We start from the raw sequence: 16,807 nt of genomic DNA on the forward strand, positions 1-16,807 counted from the left end.
CCGTACAACCCGGGCCTTTTTACCATTAAATCCTATCGTTCCTAAAAGAGATCTGGTACTTTTACAAAGCATCCCTTCACAGGCGGAATAAATTACAGAGAGCTTTTATGCCGCCACTGACGTTTTGCCTGTAGCGTCAGCATGTAGCCCGTTTTGTAACATCCATTTTCTTAAACTGGATCGTTCTTCCTGGGTGAGTATTTGATTCGCTTTTTGAAGCTCTTTCTTTAAAAGGCCATAATCAAAACTTACCTTTTTTAAAATCATTTTATAATAATCCAAATAAGAGGTTTTCATAATTCAGGAATCGTTACAATGAATAATAGGTCTTTCTTAGGAAATATCGATTATTTTAATTGGTCTTCTTCTTGCCTCTTCCCTTTTCGGAAGGAACAGCGTAAGCATTCCATTTTCAAATTTAGCCTCAATCTGATCGGTATCGATGGTGTTTGGAAGTTGAAAAGAACGAGTGAAGGAGTGGTAATTAAATTCCTTCATCAGGTACTGACTTTGGTTCCCATCATTTTTCTGGTCGGTGCTACCGGAAATGGTAATAACCTGATTATCCAATTCCACGTTAAAATCATTTTTGTTCATACCGGGAAGTCCCATATGAATGCGGTAGGCCTCATCGGTCTCTAAAATATTGACCATTGGCACGTACGCTGTGTTCACCCCTTTCCTGGTGAAATTCAACCAATCTCCGGACATTGCATCTTCCAGGTATTCGCTGCCTGGCTTCCATCCATTTTTACTAATCACATTTTTCATGGCATGTAAGTTTTAAGTAAAACATCAAATTAACTGTTTCAATGGGTTACATATTGTCAAAAACCTGACAACAACCATTAACCATTTAACAACCCGCATTTCAAATTACATGCCAAATAATTTATAAAAAGAGTACGCCAAAAAGCGACTGTCAACCTGACAGCCGCTTTGCGCATTGTTGGTAATTCAATATTTTGTCAAAGCTGTCAAAATATCAGACTAATCGAACCCTTGACCAATTCAAGACAGAAATAGTAGCCTTACAAGAACCAAAAACGAGTTTAAATCGGTTTTATCTATTGATTAATAATTTGAGCCGAAAGCATCTCCATCTAAAAAAATAAAGAGGATAAGAAAACGTACAGGTAAGCCAAGTATGCTGGAAAAAACGGGTTTACTCCGCTCCCTGGAAATGAAATGAGGGAGTACCTGTAAAGTCGGTGCTGACCATTGAAGGAGCCCAGTATCGTTCCACATGCGCCACGACCAAATCGGTGCCCTCAAAATGGCTCACATAAGGTGGCATTTCCGGATTGTACATGGTATCGGTCATGTCCCGCATTAGCACCACGTTTTTGTCCAGATTGGCCATCTGCCGGATGGCAAAAGGCCGGCCCAACACGCACATATTTAAATGAACTCCCATGACCACAATATTTTTTATGTCCCTGGATTGAATGATATTGAAGATTTCCTGGCCCTGATCGGATATAAAATCCCCTTCTGCAATTTGTATTTCGGGAGTCTGTCGTGTCCAGGCGGTCCTTTCCTCGCAGGGTTCACCATTGGCGCAAGGCTGATCGCATCCACCGTCACTGTCATCAATGGGCAACGGTGCTTCATTATCCGGATCAAGATAACACCAGTCATTTATAGGAAAAGCTTCAGGAGCGGCATGAAAGGATACTTTCTGAGCTGCTTGTCGTTGGGGTGTATCGGCATAAAAATCCATGGTCCCGCTAGGCGCATGGATAATCGTAACTCCCTTTTCTCTGGCAGCTTCGATAGTTTCATTCATTTTAGGAGCTAACTCACCCACTCTTTGGGTCGCACTTTCACACCAGTGCTTGTCCCACATATCCGTAACAATAAAAGCCGTTTTTGCAGGATCCCATGCCTCTTGATGCACTCTGGACTCCCAGGCTACATTTTCGCTGTTTATAGCCACTTGTTTTCTAAGGTTGACCTGAATCAAATCGGATTCTTGTGTGGTCTCCTCACTTTGCTTGCTGCTCTCTCGCTGCTGGCAGGCAGGCATAAGGATGGTCAATAGCAGGATACAAGGGATTAATTTCATCTGTTTATAATTTTTTTTCAGCGGTCAGATTGAATCTCGCATGCTTAATAAACATCCCTCCGTGTGTCACTTGCGTCATGCTTGATTTCGTATTACCGGATTTTTAGGTAATATACTCTAATTTTTCAAAGTTTTAAAATACAATATAATGGAAGCAATGTCATTTTCAGATAAAACTCCCAGGAAGGAAGGCATCTCCCCTTCCCTGCCCTTGACCACTCGGGCACCGGGATCCACAATGGACTCTCTGAGGTAGTCCTCATCTGCGGTTGCGGAACTACCATCGGTAAACTCCCTTTCGGAACCATAAAGCCCGTCTACATTGGGTCCTATTTTACCTTCTCCGCTACCCTCCACTGCATGACAGGCTATGCAACCGTAATTCATAAACAATTCCTTCCCACGAACAGCATCTGGTGCTTCTCCTTCCGAATCGACCAAAAGCGAAGCCTCATAGTCTTGATTTAAATCCCCTTCACTTACTTTACTGAAGCCTTCGGCCAGCAAATCCGGCCGGACCACCTCGTTGACCGTCATCCACACCTTATCCGACCAGGAGACGCCTCCTTTCGTTTTCAACTCATAGGCTACTTCCATCTGCATGACTTCGGTGATTTGCGGCACGATCAGAAATACGCCTTTGCGGTCATCGGATAAGATTGCCTCCAATACGGGCAGGTATTCTTCTCCAACCGTGCCATCCAATTTGAAATGACCCGACCCGTATTTCTGGCTACGTTGGTAATTCCAGCGCTTCACCTTATACGCAGCAATATCCTGTGCCACTGTTTTATCCAATTCCTGATCGAAGCGTAAAATGATCCCCCCATCCCGCACTTTGTATTCGCGGGGCATGAAATTCTCTTTTCCGGTGTACCGAAGCCTAAGGAGCGCACTTAAAACCTCTGAATTATGCCCCCAAAGCGAAAATCCAGTAAAATAAACCTGCCCGTCACCCGGATTGACTTTCCCCTTCATTGCAGGGGCTGGAAACGTACCCGGTATCACGTTCGCTCCGCCTTGCACCACCTGTGAACCACTGTCGATTTTCACTTGAAACAAACCAGGCCGGCCATAGGAAAGGTGAAGCAGCTGCCCGTTTAACGGGCCCATTTTCGCGCTGTTTACCCATATTTGGCCCACTCCTGACCGGTCCTCGTTATGCGGAATCCAGGTAATAGGTGGGGTGACTTCTGGGATCGGATCCCGATGTGCCGTTGCAGGCACCCCGAAGTAATCTCCTTTTTGAATCAGCATTACCGGAGTGGAAGGCATGTAGTGCCCCTGTTGGTCGGAACCTGTTAGCAAGCCATTTTCCGGATGAATACCCAGGTAAGGGCCCCTGAATCCCGAGGCAAACTGTTCTACAGAACGCCCGTCAGAAGAGATTTTTAGAACGGATCCGTCGTGGTGGGAGGCAGATCGGAATCCCATCAGGGATTTGGGTGAAGAGGTTTCCGGCCCCATATCCAGGGCGCCAAATTTTGCAACGTAGAATCCTCCTTTCGGATCGGCTACCATACTGGAGGCCCATTCTCTTGTTTCTATGGATTGGGCCATGGCATTGGAAAAATTTTCATATCGGTCCGCTACCCCGTCCCCGTTCAGGTCGTGGAGCCGGGTGATGCCGTCTTTTCCATAGACGTACACCTTTCCATCTACTATTTCCAAGCTTTGTGGTTCGTACAGCCCCGAGGCAAATCGGGACCATGCGAGTCGACCTATACCCTCCTCTAAGCCGTTCATGATCCAGACATCTCCCTCGAAGGTAACCAGGGCTGCTTTATCGGCATCAAAAAACCCTATATCTACCAGCCGGACGTTTCGCTTCCAGGGATTGGGTACCGGCAGGGTAAGCCGATCGGTAACAAAGGCAGCCGTGTCCGGAGAAATATGTCCTTTGGTAAGCACTTCTTCAGTCCAATAAGCCGGACCGCCTTGATCAATTGTCGGTATTTCCGCCTCAAATTCGGAGGTTGCCGCCTCAAAAGCAGCGAGATGCTCCTGATCTCCTTTCCACACCACCAAGCCGAACTCCGTTGCTTCCGCATGGGGGGCTACTTCCGCTACTAAATAGCGTTCTTCGTGTACCGACAAGCGCACACCGGTAACACCCGCTGGAAGTCCAAGTCCCGTAATTTCTCCATCCCTGTGTATCAAGATGCTATTTTCCTTTTCCTTCACACTGTCTGCGTCTACCACTTCGGCCGCAACCAAATAAAGGGATCTGTCAGCTGGAGAAACATCAAAATACCTGGTAAACGCCGTCATGCCATCCCGAACCACACTGCCAGGCAACTCATGGATCAAGGTATTCCCGACAGAATAGGCCAGCACCGCCTGCTGACCCAAGGTGTAAAGGCCTTCATAACGACCCAATTCAGCAGGTATGGCCCCCCATGGTGGACTCTGCGGGTGCGGAGACGGCGTGCGTGGATCAGAGAATAACGGGGCTCCCGCTGACCAACCCGGGTAGCTTCCGGTAGCCACTTTGGGATCTCCGCCAATTTTAGGAATCTGGTTTCCTTTGTTGTGAAAATCATCGTAGGAGATTTGAGCCATGGTTACCATGGGCATAAAATCCCCGGTCCAGCCTACCGTCCAACGCAGCATATCGGTGTCAAAGCAGGCGTAGGCCTCATTGCCCAACTGCAAGGCCAGCACACGGGCGGAAATGTTATTATTAGGAAAACCTTCTCCCAAGTCCCGGCCGTCCATTGAGGTGGTAATAAACGGAAAGCCAGGTTCTACAAAGGGAGCGAATTCTTCGGTTTCAAAATCAACTTCCGTTATCATCTTCTCTTGAACTTTTTCCTGGCAAGAGAAAAACAGGTTACCAAATAATAGAAATAAAGCAAGTAGACTTAAGGTCTGGTATTTTGGGAAACGGAAGTTGGAATTGGCGTAATTCATGCTTTTATGGACAAATTTTAATAGCGAATTGCAATGTGCCTCCCAAATTACTGCCAAAAGTTACAAATACAAAAATTTTAGGAGGCTGCGGTCTAGGATTGCCAGCTCTCCAGGTCTTGATTAGGGGAACAACAGGATCCAACCTGGGGCTAAATTGTTTTATTTATTCAGATACCTGTTTTTCAGCAAATCAAGCATGTATACATTAATATCCCACTGATTGGAAATGGGCATTTGGGTATGGGGAAGGGAGGGCATATAGGGAAAAGGCCCGAACTCGGTGGTAATTCGAAGTAAGCTACCCTGTTTCCGATGCCTTTGTACCACCCGATCCCACCATCCTAAATGAGCTTGCAGGGCATCGCTCCATTCCGGAGCCCTCGGATCGCTTACCTGTGGCCCTTCCGCAAAACCCACCCTACTGTGAATATGATCGGTTCGGGATAGGGCCAGGTCTACGGCCCCTTTTTGATCTTCCAGCAAGGATTCGTGCACGTTGCACCAATGCGAAATATCCAGGCAAATGCGGAGGTCAGGAATTTGTTGGAAATACATGCTGGCTACCGGGGCTGAATACAGGCACTTGCCACGATGGGTCTCGTGGGTAATGGGAATACCCGATGATGCGGACAGTTTTTGTGCCAGACTGAAATGTGCCTGGTTTTCGTTAAAGTTAAAATAATCCTTACCCGTTTGACAGTTTACAGCTACCGGTCTGGCTGCCAACAGGTGTTCCAGGTATCCGTTATAAGCGGTTAGATTGGCGGAAGGATCTGCTTCAAAGGACTGGTAGTACTGGGCGATCAATTCCAGATCAAATTCCCTCAACCGATTTAACACCTCTCCCTTCTCTTTTTCTTCTAGCGGAAGGTCCATTTCCACCCCGTCGTATCCGGCTTCCTTTACTTTTTTACAAAATTCTTTAAAAGGCAGGGTGTTACCCCATAGGGGCGCGTAAAACTTGATCGACATTTCAGGCCTGGTAATAGTTTGAGAAAATTTGTCAAAAGGGAATCTCTTAAAAAAAACCGTGTAAACAAAAGAATAAATGGGTTATTTCTCCACAGCGGGACAAACTGAATTTTGGATGTATGGGTAATCGATAAATATCTTTGCAAATGCGGTTAAATGCCCGATAGCGAACATTTTTGTTCGAATCGGAAACGCTATGATTTAAAAATCGGGGTAATAATGCCATTCGGGGAGGTTTTGGATGGCATGGAAGTAGAAGTGAAGTGGTAAAGCACTACTCAATATTATGTGGAAAAACTACCTTACCATCCCCTGGCGAAACATTAGCCGAAAAAAAAGCTACACCTTCATCCATGTAGCTGGCCTGGGAATCGGGATGGCCGCCTCCATTCTAATCCTAATCTGGGTGCAATTTGAAATATCGGTAGATCGCTTCCATGAAAATTCCGATCGGCTGTATGCGGTCTGGAGAAATGCTGAAATGCAAGGGGAGGTTTTTACCTGGGATTATACCCCTGCCCCCTACGCTCCTGCCATGAAGGAACAGTTTCCCGAGGTAGAAGAAGTGGCAAGGATCACGGAATGGGACCGGCAACTTCTGACTGTAGGAGAAAATAATTTTTATGAAGAAGCTACTTTTACGGATCCAGGGTTTTTTAAGCTTTTTAGTTTCGAAGCACTGGAAGGCGACCCGGTGGCCGCACTGAAGGACCCAGGAACGATTGTACTAACATCATCAGTGGCCCGAAAACTCTTTGGGGAGAAGTCGGCGATGGGCAAACGGGTCACCGTGGCGAAACAATTGGATTTTGAAGTAAAAGCAATTATCAAAGATTTACCGGAAAACACAGACTTCCCATTTACTGTATTTTTACCTTTTAAAAAGATAGAATCATTGGGCTGGGTGGACGATTATTGGGGCAATAATTCCTACCGTACCTTTGCCCTTTTAAATGAACAGGCAGACCTGCCTGCTTTCAATAAGAAATTTGCGGATTTTACAGCGAGAAATTCTGAATTAGAAGCCATTTCAGATTTTCTTTTCCCCATGCGGGACCTGCATCTCCATGCAAAGTTTGAAAATGGAAAATCTGTAGGTGGAAAAATAGAAATGATCCGGATGTTTGGTATCATTTCCATCCTCGTTTTACTCATTGCAGCGATCAATTTTGTAAACCTGAGTACAGCCCAAAGTGATCAGCGATCCAAAGAAGTTGGCATCCGGAAAATCTCAGGGGCGGGCAGGGGGATGTTGATCGGGCAATTCCTGGCCGAATCCATTTTAATTACCCTCGCTGCTTACTTGCTTGCAATCGGTATGGTTTCGCTTTCTTTTTCCTGGTTTAAAAATCTGGTTGGGCAGGAATTGGCCAACCCATTTAATCAACCCTATTTTTGGGTGATTTCTGTAATCTATGTCTTTATGACAGGAGTATTGGCTGGAGCCTATCCTGCATTTTTATTAAGTGCTTTCAAGCCTGTAGCCATTTTTAAATCGCAAATGGGAACCAAAAAGGGGCTTGGGTTAAAACCACGTGAGGTTCTGGTGGTTTTTCAATTTTCTGTAGTGGTCACTCTGATCTCATGTGTCTGGATCGTTCAGGACCAAATACGCTATGTTCAAAACAGGGATATGGGAATCAATAAAGATCAGCTCATTTTCCATCCGGTGACGGAAAGTATGAGAAAAAATAAAGGGGCACTTCGCAGTGAGTTGCTGGCGCTACCTGAGGTAACTGCAGTAAGTTACACCTTTTCTCCTTTGACTAATATTTACAGTGACACGGATGGCATGGAATGGCAGGGCAAGGATCCGGAATTCAAGCCAAATATTAGCCGGATGGGCGCCGATGCCAACCTGGTAAAAACAGCTGGCATGACCTTGACCGCTGGCAGGGACATCGATATCTATACGTATGCCAGCGATAGCCTTTCGGCAATAGTCAATGAAAAAGCCGTGGAGGTGATGGGCTTGGATGATCCAATCGGTCAGGTGGTCAAGGATGATGCCTTTGAGTTCACCATTGTGGGCGTTGTGAAGGATTTTATTATGGAATCCCCCTTTAATGCGGCCCATCCAATAATGGTGATGGGCCCAAAGCGTCAGCTGAATTTTATTCATATCCGGTTTGCCGAGCATGCGGACTACAGGAATTCACTGGCTAGGGTAGAGACCGTTTTCGATAAATTCAATCCCGATGCTCCCTTTGAATATAAATTTGTATCGGAGGAACATGCCCGGAAATTCAGGTCTCAGGAACGCAGCTCGAAACTTACCGCTCTTTTTACCGGCCTGGCGGTGATCATCTCCGGTATGGGGCTTTTTGGCCTGGCCAATTTCATTGCTGAGCGAAGAAAAAAGGAAATTTCCGTTCGAAAAGTCCTTGGAGCTTCCATCACGAGTGTAGTGGGAATGCTATCGTCTGAATTTACCAGGTTAGTTCTGATCTCAGTGATCATCGGTATTCCGGTAACCTGGTACTTTATGAGCAACTGGCTGGAGACGTTTGCCTACCGGACCAGTATTGATTGGACCTTGTTCCTTTGGACAGGCGGTTTGACGCTTCTGATTGCCTTGTTGACTGTGAGTTCTCAGGCGATCAAAGCAGCACTGATAAACCCAGCCGAAACGCTAAAAAACGAGTAGGTTTGCTTGAGAAGGTGTTCGGTCAAAAATTTGGACACCCTCTTTTAAATTGCTAAAAATCTCCCCCTATCCTAATACCATCAATAGGTCAGAAGGGCTGTAAATGGGTAAATAACGTGAAGACAACTTGATAAAATTCTTGTCCAAAGTAACTATTGCATTCATCTCGTATTCAGCGGCAATGAAATAGTGAATTGCATCCTCAATGTCCCGATACTCTGATTTTAAAGCGTTCAGTAATGTTTTTTTAGTCCCTTCCAACAGTTGAAATTTTAAAATAATCATCTCTAAAACCTCTTTTGCTACCTCCACCCCTTTTGCTGATGTCAGATAATAAGCACAGATTTGAAGTATAGATACAGTTACATATCCTTCCACTGTTTCATTGTCAATCAGGCCAAATAATTTTTCAATTTTTTCTGGGTGGGGTTTCGCTCAAGAAAAAAATCCAGAAGAACAAGCGCATAAGATAGTCAATAAATTTATTGGGTTGATTCCAAGGTACCAGGGCCCTATATTCCCTTTTGGTTCGAGGCTGATTTACGCACCCGTAATTCCAATGGATCAGCTTGAAATTAATAGATTGATAATTTCCAGATAATTCGCCCGACAGCGGACGTTTTTGTCCGTTTAGAAAATTATAATACCAGTGAATGGGGCCTTTTATACAATTTCCGCAGGAATCCAATGGCATGGTAGTAGTAAGCAGAATGGAAAGATAAAATAGGGATGGATTTGTTTGGACTGGGTATAACTGGAAACGGATGCCTGATTTAGTCAAAAATCATAACAAATATGACCATGGTAAAAAATTACTTTAAAATAGCTTTTCGCTATCTCTGGCAAACCAAAATTAGTTCAACCATACACCTAGTAGGGCTGTCCATTGCCATGGCAGCGGCTATACTTATACTTCTCTGGAGTCAAAATGAGCTGCGCTTTGACAACTATTATCCGGATGCAGATCGAATTTACTTAAGAGCTGATTACGACACGATTAAAGCAGAATACCCATTTAGCGGGACTTCGCAATACCCTGCTTTCGAGGCCATTCAAGAGAAGATCCCTGAAATAGAACAAATGGCAATGGCGGGTATCAATGTAGGTAGAAAGGTTTTAGAAATCAATGGCCACCAATTCAAAGAACCCAATGCCCTGATCGTGGGCAAAGACTGGATTGACATGTTTGATTATAAAGTTCACCAGGGAAATATGGACTTTTTTTTCAATAATCCCCGTTCCGTTATCTTGACAAGGTCCAAAGCGGCCAACTATTTTGGAGATCTGCCCACATTACAACAAACCCTTTATATCGATTCCATCCCCTATACCATAGCAGCAATTATCGAGGATATACCTGCCAACGCTTCCTTCCAGCAGGATGTCCTGGTTTCAAATTCCTTTTACAACGAAAGAAAGGAGGATTCTGATGACACGAAATCTTGGGGCATTTTTTCTCAACTTATGTTTATAAAGTTGTACCAAGGCGCATCTGTTGAGGAAGCAGAGAAAAAGATCGCTGAAATTATTGCCAATAATCGGCCAGCATGGATGGCTAATTCACCCAGACGATCCAAATTGGTTGCGCTTACTGATTTACATTTTGAAACGGGCCTCCTTGATCAGATCATTCCACATGGGAATACCCTCAATATATGGGTATTTTCCATTCTTGCTATTTTACTGCTTGGCGTGGCCAGTGTCAATTTTGTCAACCTTTCCATTGCCAGGATCGGTACCCGTTTAAAGGAAATCGGGATTCGAAAAATTGTGGGAGCGTCCAAACATCATTTGTTTGTCCAGGTAATGGTGGAAACCTTCTTGTCGATCATCATGGCAGCAGGGATAACGTTGTTGTTGGTTTTATTGGTTCTTCCTGAGTTCAATGCGTTTGCAGAAAGAAACCTTGTACTCAACCTGATGAATCCTCATGTTTTACTGTTAATTCTGGGGATAGTTGTTTTGGTTTTCATTATGACTGGTCTCTATCCAGCTATGGTTTTGGCTACTTTGAAGCCGATAGGGTTACTAAAAAACCAGGTGATGGCAGGTCTTAGTCGTCAGGGATTCAGAAAGGCTTTGGTAACGGGCCAACTTGTATTTACGGTGGTGCTACTTGTGGGTATTGTTACCATCCATTATCAATTTGCCTATATACAGCAGCAAACCGATAATTACCAAAAGGAACAGGTGTTTAGGTTACATGTACCCTTGCCTTTAGGCTTTGGATTTGGTGATGAGGAGGCAAAAGAACGCCATTGGACCCGGGTGAATAGTATTAAAACCAATTTACTTGCAAGTAATGCCATTCAGTCGGTTTCTCAAGTCAATGGTACTTCTATAGTGGATGACAATCGGAAACAGCCTGTAGATATTGCCTGGTCTGGTTACCCAAAATCCCAAGAACCAGTTGATGCGGTAATGATTTGGGCGGATGAAGATTATGCTGAATTGGCCAACCTGACTATGGTATCAGGTCGCTGGTTTGAGTCCGAAAATGAAGCCGACCGTTTCAATTTTGTAATAAATGAAACTGCTGTTAAAATTTTCGGACTTGAGGAACCTGTAGTGGGGACCTCGTTTTCTACTATTTCATACCGGACAGGGTCTGAAGAAATGGGCAGTATTATTGGAATAGTAAAGGACTATCATCACAAGAGTTTACATGAAAAAATCGATCCTGTAGTATTTTCGCTTGACCCCTATGGAGGTTCTTCTTATTTGGTTAAGGTAAATGCGGGAAATGCAACTCAGGCACTGGACCATGCAAAAAAAGTATGGAATGATTTTTCCCCTGAGCATCCATTTGAATATTCGTTTTTGGATGAGGAATTTGATAGGCTGTACAAAGAGGACCGAAGGGCCTTGACAATAAGTATGACATTTGGTGGGTTAAGCATTCTTCTATCCAGCCTGGGTCTGTTGGGAATGATCTCCGTATCTGTCCAACAGCGCACCAAGGAAATTGGTATCCGCAAAGTAATGGGTGCCGATGTTACAGTGATCCTGACACTTCTTGGCAAAGATTTTATAAAACTGGTACTGGTTGCAATCATCATCGCTTCACCTATTGCCTGGTATGTCATGGACCGTTGGCTGGAAAATTTTGCTTACCGGATTGATATAGACTGGTGGATATTTGCGGTGGCGGGGCTGGTGGCGATGGTGATTGCCTTGGTGACCTTAAGCTTCCAAACCATCAGGGCAGCTGTTGCCAATCCTGTCGAGGCATTGAGAAGTGAATAATTATCTATCATGACTTCCTCACAATAGCCTAAATCCTATTCGTGATTCAAGACTTGATTTGCTAGCACTAAATTTTACTATAAAATTCCAATGGGTGAATTACAGGAAGCAAAGGTGAAGTAAATTTATCGTCCTTTGTATTTCTGGTAATGAAGTAATCCGCACCAGAATGAAGTGCAGTATTCCTTAGACTTTAATACTTTCAAGAATCGTTTCATTCCTCACCGGTACCTCCATTTTCTCCAATTCCTCTTTTAGCTTCAACCAAGTATTGTCTTTAAGGGTACTGGCTCCATAGATTTTTGTTTTATAATCTCCGGCTATCAGCCTTAGGCTATTTGGGCCTTTGCCATTGCCTTCAAATACAATCTCCTTAATGTCACTTAGTGGATATACATGCCTTTTCCAGAAAAAAATGTGGTTGCTGACTACAAAATATTCAACGGTTAATCCAAAATAATGGTAGACCAAACCAAGTAGTAAAAACCAGATAACTCCAAGTCCCGCTATGAAAATAAAGGCATCCCTATGGATGGTTGGATCAAAAACTAAATTCCATAGAAAAAAGCCGATAATCAACCATAGCATTGCCGCCCGAAAGTTAACAATTGGGTTGCCCTTAAACAGTGTCATTTGTCTAACCAATGGCAATTTCAAACTTTGAGCCTTTGGTTTAAAGGTTGATGGGGTATTGTGTATTCTTTTTTACCTTTAAACGATTTCCTTATCAAAAACAGCTTGAATACCTTTTCATGTTGTATTAATAACGCACGCCAACGAACATTTTTGTCCGCAAAATCAGATCGAAAAAAGCCAAATCGGCTAATGAGGCTTTTTAAAGCACATTTTTATTGGTACGAATGTCGATAAAAGTTACGAAGGTTATGATAGTTAAAATGATGAGCAATGTGGAAAAACTACCTTAAAATTGCCTGGAGAAACCTTTTGAAAAAGAAAGCCTACTCCTTTATCAATATTTTTGGATTGGGACTGGGGATGACCTGTTGCTTTCTGATTTTCATGTATGTACAGGATGAGCTTTCAGTGGATTCCTACCACGAAAAAAAAGATAGGATATACCGTTTGACACACGGGACCCTTCCATCCAAGGACCAACCTGAAAGTGCCGTGGCCAATCCTTTTTGGGTTTGGCATAATGCACCGGTGGGACCTGCCCTTAAGAGTTATTTTCCTGAAATTGACAAAGTAGTCCAGTTCTCCGGGAGCTCTGATATATTGCTGACAGATGGTGAAAATGCCTATCAGGAAAACGGCGTATTTTTTATGGATTCCACAGCATTTGATGTTTTTAGTTGGCAGGTGGTTAAAGGTGATCCCAAAACAGCTTTGACTGCACCCTACAGCATGGTGATGACGGAGAGCACCGCCAAAAGGTATTTTGGAAACGAAGACCCTATTGGCAAAATCCTAAAAGGAAGTGACTCACCGGGAAGGTCAAATGCAGGAGACTATAGGGTCACTGCCGTCATCGAAGATATTCCGGCCAACTCACATTTTAAATTCAACATGCTGCTCTCCTTGAGTACATTCAGGCTTTATTGGCCTGAGGTATTTGATAGTTGGGGATATGTGGATTTCTATACTTATTTCTTGGTCAACGAGAATTTCAACCTTGCCTCCTTCAAGCAAAAAATACCTGAGTTTATGGCTGCAAGGCAAGATAACCCGCTCTATACCGTCAATGTTGAACCGATGAATGATTTTTACCTTAGAACAGATGCGGACAGACAACCTGGAGATACTGGGAGCCTGGCCAATATTTATGTTTTTTCGGTGATTGGGATTTTCATCTTGGTCATCGCCATAATCAACTTTATGAACCTGTCAACAGCAAGATCCATGGAGCGCGCCAAGGAAGTGGGCATCAGAAAGTCGGTAGGAGCTGAAAGAAAACACCTCATTTACCAATTTTTAGGCGAATCCATTATCATCGTTTTTTTGGCTATGATGGTTGCTGTGATTTTTGTAGCTGTATCCATGCCCTTGATGAACAGCATCACAGGTAAAGAATTAGAATTGGGAAGGTTTGTTAATTGGCAGACGATCCCCTCCATGATCGCAATTTTAATTGTGGTTGGCTTATTGGCTGGATCCTATCCGGCTTTTGTATTGTCAGGATTCAGGCCAGTTCAGATTTTAAAAGGTATTTCCGTGGCCAATAATAGTGGGATCAGCCTTAGAAAGGGCCTTGTGATTTTCCAGTTCAGCCTTTCCATCATCCTGATTGCAGGGACCATCATTGTCTATACCCAAATGAATCACCTCTTGGATAAAGACATGGGTTTTGACAAAGAGCAGATGTTGGTGTTGGATTATAATTATGATGAAATCGTCAATAACAGATCCAATACACTTAAAAGCGAGCTGGAATCAAATCCTGCGATACTTTCCGCAGCTTTTTCGAGAAGCGTCCCGGGAGGTTATTTCCCAAATGCCGGAACAACCATCGAAGGTCCGGATGGGGAAATGATTCAAAAAGACCAGGCCATTTTTCAGGTGGGAATTGATTTTATTGACCACTTTGATATGAAATTGGTAGCAGGAAGATCCTATTCAAGGGAATTCCCTTCAGATTCAACCTCAGCTTTAGTGGTAAACGAAGCCGCGGCCCGCCAATATGGCTATGCCAATCCTGCGGACATCGTTGGAAAGAAATTTGACCAGTGGGGAAGGGCTGGAGAAGTCATTGGGGTGCTAAAAAACTTCAATTTTATCTCGCTCCATCGGAATATAGAACCTTTGACGTTACCCTTTGAAGCCTATGCAAGCCGCTTCCTTTCGCTCAAAATAAAGCCCAACAATTTACAAAAAACCATTGCTGAACTGGAAGAGGTTTGGAAAAGAATTGCTCCGCACAGGCCCTTTTTGTATAGTTTTTTAGATGAGGATTTTAACAAACAGTACCAGGCTGATTTTAAGTTCAGAAAGATATTTACGGTGTTTTCAGTGTTGGCGATCCTAATTGCAAGTTTGGGACTGTTCGGCTTGGCCACCTACACGGCTGAGATCCGAACCAAAGAAATCGGAATCAGAAAAGTGCTCGGTGCTGAGGTTTCAAGTATTGTCACGCTGCTGTCCAAGGATTTTATCAAGTTGGTTTTGGTGGCAATTGTGCTTGCTACACCGGTCACCTGGTTTGCCATGAATAAATGGCTGGAAGGATTTGCCTATAAAGTGGAAATTGGTTGGTGGGTTTATATATTGGCGGGTATGGTTGCCCTCATCGTGGCGATGGTGACCATTAGTTCACAGGCAGTCCGGGCAGCCCTGGTGAATCCGGTAAATAGTTTAAAGAGTGATTGATTTTGGAGATTAAAACAGTGAGGCTAAATTCAGGAAATCAGTTTAACTCGAAAACAGATAATTGACTAAAAAGCAAGACAATTCTCCTTGGACTTCGCTCAGGAACCATTACTGATATTTTATGGCAGCTAGCCTTGGCAATTATGAATAACCACTCCCTATAAAATCAAATCCCATGACTTACATTGCTATACCCATCCCTACTGCATCTGGAAAGCAAGACATCCAAATCGAAGTGACGATCAACAACCAAAAACAAGCTCATCACTATAGGGTGGAGTTGTTTTATTGGGAAGATTGTCAGGATCCAAAAGGACATCGGGCAGATTGTCTTTCAGAAATGCTATCGCATCATGACCCCAATTGGGCACTTTACTATATTGGCGCACCGACGGAAAAATTTGTACCGATTACGTTTGTGGAAAAGAGAGATGGAGGTAAAATACCTATTACAGATGGAATTTAATAAACGCTGATCCAGAAGACAAGAATTAGATGTGTCATCAGGGTGTTGACTTTAGTTCCGAACGCAATCTGGGCTGATGGAGGACTGCATGTCTTCCATTAAATCCCTAAATTACTTATATTTAGGTATGAAAAAAGAGGACAGCAAATCTTTGATTAAAGAACCCGATTTGAGTTATAGCAACTATACCTATGCGGATTACCTGACATGGGATATGGAAGAGATGGCCGAACTGATCAAAGGAAAAGTTTTTAAAAAAGCGGCTGCTGCTCCAAGAAGGATTCACCAGTGGTTGGCAGGGAATCTACACACCGAACTAAACTTGTTTTTAAAAGGGAAAAAATGCCAGGCCTATATAGCTCCTTTCGATGTTAGACTTCCGGTCAAATCCATAAAAGACGATAAAATTTATACCGTTGTACAGCCGGATATCTGTGTGATTTGCAACATGGAAAAGTTGGACGACCGTGGCTGCATCGGTGCACCAGATCTGGTGGTGGAAGTCCTCTCACCCGGAAATAAACAGCTTGAACTCCAACACAAATATGAGGTTTATGAAGAATCTGGAGTAAGGGAATATTGGCTGATGGATCCCGAAGGTCAGACCCTCCTGATATATACGCTGATTCAGGGCAATTACCAACCATCACGTTTGATGACCTCCGGAGACACCGCAAAATCCTCCGCTATTATAGGATTTGAATTGGATTTGGAATCGTTCTTTGCTGAAATAAATTGACAGCTTGTGCTCTATTTTTTTCCTATTTAAAGCTTATTTAAATTGTAAAAGAAAGTTCAAGCCTTCCCTATCACGTTCCTTAACCGCCACTTCTTTTAACAAAATAGATCATCAAGAAAAACTACTCCAATTCGTAGACCATAAATGATTTTTTCAATTTTTAATAAAGGAATTTTTGTCTTGATTAGGTCCCAAATAATATCAAAATCTATCCCAAAATAATCATGAATGATTTCATTGAATTTTTTAACCACATAGAATCATAGTTCACATAGAGGCTCTTTAATTAAAGAAAGTAATCTTACCACTTTTTAGACAATACAATCTGCAAACCTATGTTAATTTCTTTTTCTATCCGGAAAATAGAAAAGCCATTTTGTGGATTTTCGGCCGAAGTTTCAAAAATCACCGATTTATTCTTTTCTATTTTAA

General features: G+C 43.4%; 12 protein-coding genes and 1 pseudogene. 5 read left to right on the plus strand and 8 right to left on the minus strand.

The features are described 5' to 3' along the window. Positions 1 to 105: 105 nt before the first annotated feature. The 5 genes from GKS34_RS14745 to GKS34_RS14765 all read right to left on the minus strand — a co-directional run bounded on the left by GKS34_RS14745 (position 106) and on the right by GKS34_RS14765 (position 5,953). Positions 106 to 297: a hypothetical protein gene (locus GKS34_RS14745; protein WP_163385726.1), complete on the minus strand. Its 192-nt coding sequence runs from the start codon at positions 295 to 297 to the stop codon at positions 106 to 108. Between the two features lie 36 nt (positions 298 to 333). Next, on the minus strand, positions 334 to 771 hold the full coding sequence (locus tag GKS34_RS14750) for an Hsp20/alpha crystallin family protein (protein WP_163385728.1): 438 nt from the start codon (positions 769 to 771) through the stop codon (positions 334 to 336). A gap of 394 nt (positions 772 to 1,165) precedes the next feature. Further along, positions 1,166 to 2,068 carry a cysteine hydrolase family protein gene (locus GKS34_RS14755; RefSeq protein ID WP_240459312.1) on the minus strand — a complete coding sequence of 301 codons (903 nt, stop codon included), beginning with the start codon at positions 2,066 to 2,068 and terminating at the stop codon, positions 1,166 to 1,168. A gap of 117 nt (positions 2,069 to 2,185) precedes the next feature. After that, entirely contained in the window at positions 2,186 to 4,981 is a 2,796-nt protein-coding gene (locus GKS34_RS14760) for a DUF6797 domain-containing protein (protein ID WP_163385730.1), read from the minus strand. 159 nt (positions 4,982 to 5,140) lie between these two features. Continuing rightward, on the minus strand, positions 5,141 to 5,953 hold the full coding sequence (locus tag GKS34_RS14765) for a sugar phosphate isomerase/epimerase family protein (RefSeq protein WP_163385732.1): 813 nt from the start codon (positions 5,951 to 5,953) through the stop codon (positions 5,141 to 5,143). A 286-nt stretch (positions 5,954 to 6,239) separates the two neighbouring features. Between GKS34_RS14765 and GKS34_RS14770 the strand changes: the two genes are divergently transcribed. Then, positions 6,240 to 8,600, plus strand: coding sequence for an ABC transporter permease (locus GKS34_RS14770; RefSeq protein ID WP_163385734.1), 2,361 nt, complete (start codon positions 6,240 to 6,242; stop codon positions 8,598 to 8,600). A 66-nt stretch (positions 8,601 to 8,666) separates the two neighbouring features. On the opposite strand, the pseudogene GKS34_RS14775 reads toward GKS34_RS14770, so the two are convergent. Then, positions 8,667 to 9,017 (minus strand): annotated as a pseudogene (locus tag GKS34_RS14775) (type II toxin-antitoxin system VapC family toxin); the annotation flags it as partial. Between the two features lie 378 nt (positions 9,018 to 9,395). Here GKS34_RS14775 and GKS34_RS14780 point away from each other — a divergent pair. Further along, entirely contained in the window at positions 9,396 to 11,846 is a 2,451-nt protein-coding gene (locus tag GKS34_RS14780) for an ABC transporter permease (RefSeq protein ID WP_163385738.1), read from the plus strand. 186 nt (positions 11,847 to 12,032) lie between these two features. Here the strand turns inward: GKS34_RS14780 and GKS34_RS14785 are convergent, their stop codons facing one another. Further along, positions 12,033 to 12,434 (minus strand): hypothetical protein, encoded by a 402-nt coding sequence (locus GKS34_RS14785; RefSeq protein WP_205602084.1) that lies wholly within the window; start codon positions 12,432 to 12,434, stop codon positions 12,033 to 12,035. Between the two features lie 318 nt (positions 12,435 to 12,752). Here GKS34_RS14785 and GKS34_RS14790 point away from each other — a divergent pair, with 318 nt between their 5' ends. The 3 genes from GKS34_RS14790 to GKS34_RS14800 all read left to right on the plus strand — a co-directional run bounded on the left by GKS34_RS14790 (position 12,753) and on the right by GKS34_RS14800 (position 16,375). Then, positions 12,753 to 15,170: an ABC transporter permease gene (locus tag GKS34_RS14790; RefSeq protein WP_163385742.1), complete on the plus strand. Its 2,418-nt coding sequence runs from the start codon at positions 12,753 to 12,755 to the stop codon at positions 15,168 to 15,170. A gap of 175 nt (positions 15,171 to 15,345) precedes the next feature. Further along, a complete protein-coding gene (locus GKS34_RS14795; protein ID WP_163385744.1) occupies positions 15,346 to 15,636 on the plus strand; it encodes a hypothetical protein in 291 nt (96 codons plus the stop codon). A gap of 127 nt (positions 15,637 to 15,763) precedes the next feature. Further along, positions 15,764 to 16,375, plus strand: a complete 612-nt coding sequence (locus tag GKS34_RS14800; RefSeq protein WP_163385746.1) for a Uma2 family endonuclease — start codon at positions 15,764 to 15,766, stop codon at positions 16,373 to 16,375. A 95-nt stretch (positions 16,376 to 16,470) separates the two neighbouring features. Here GKS34_RS14800 and GKS34_RS23755 read toward each other — a convergent pair whose 3' ends face one another. Continuing rightward, positions 16,471 to 16,629, minus strand: coding sequence for a HepT-like ribonuclease domain-containing protein (locus tag GKS34_RS23755; protein WP_163385748.1), 159 nt, complete (start codon positions 16,627 to 16,629; stop codon positions 16,471 to 16,473). Between the last annotated feature and the right edge of the window lie 178 nt (positions 16,630 to 16,807).

This window comes from Cyclobacterium jeungdonense, assembly GCF_010994275.1.
In the GTDB taxonomy this organism is placed as follows: domain Bacteria; phylum Bacteroidota; class Bacteroidia; order Cytophagales; family Cyclobacteriaceae; genus Cyclobacterium; species Cyclobacterium jeungdonense.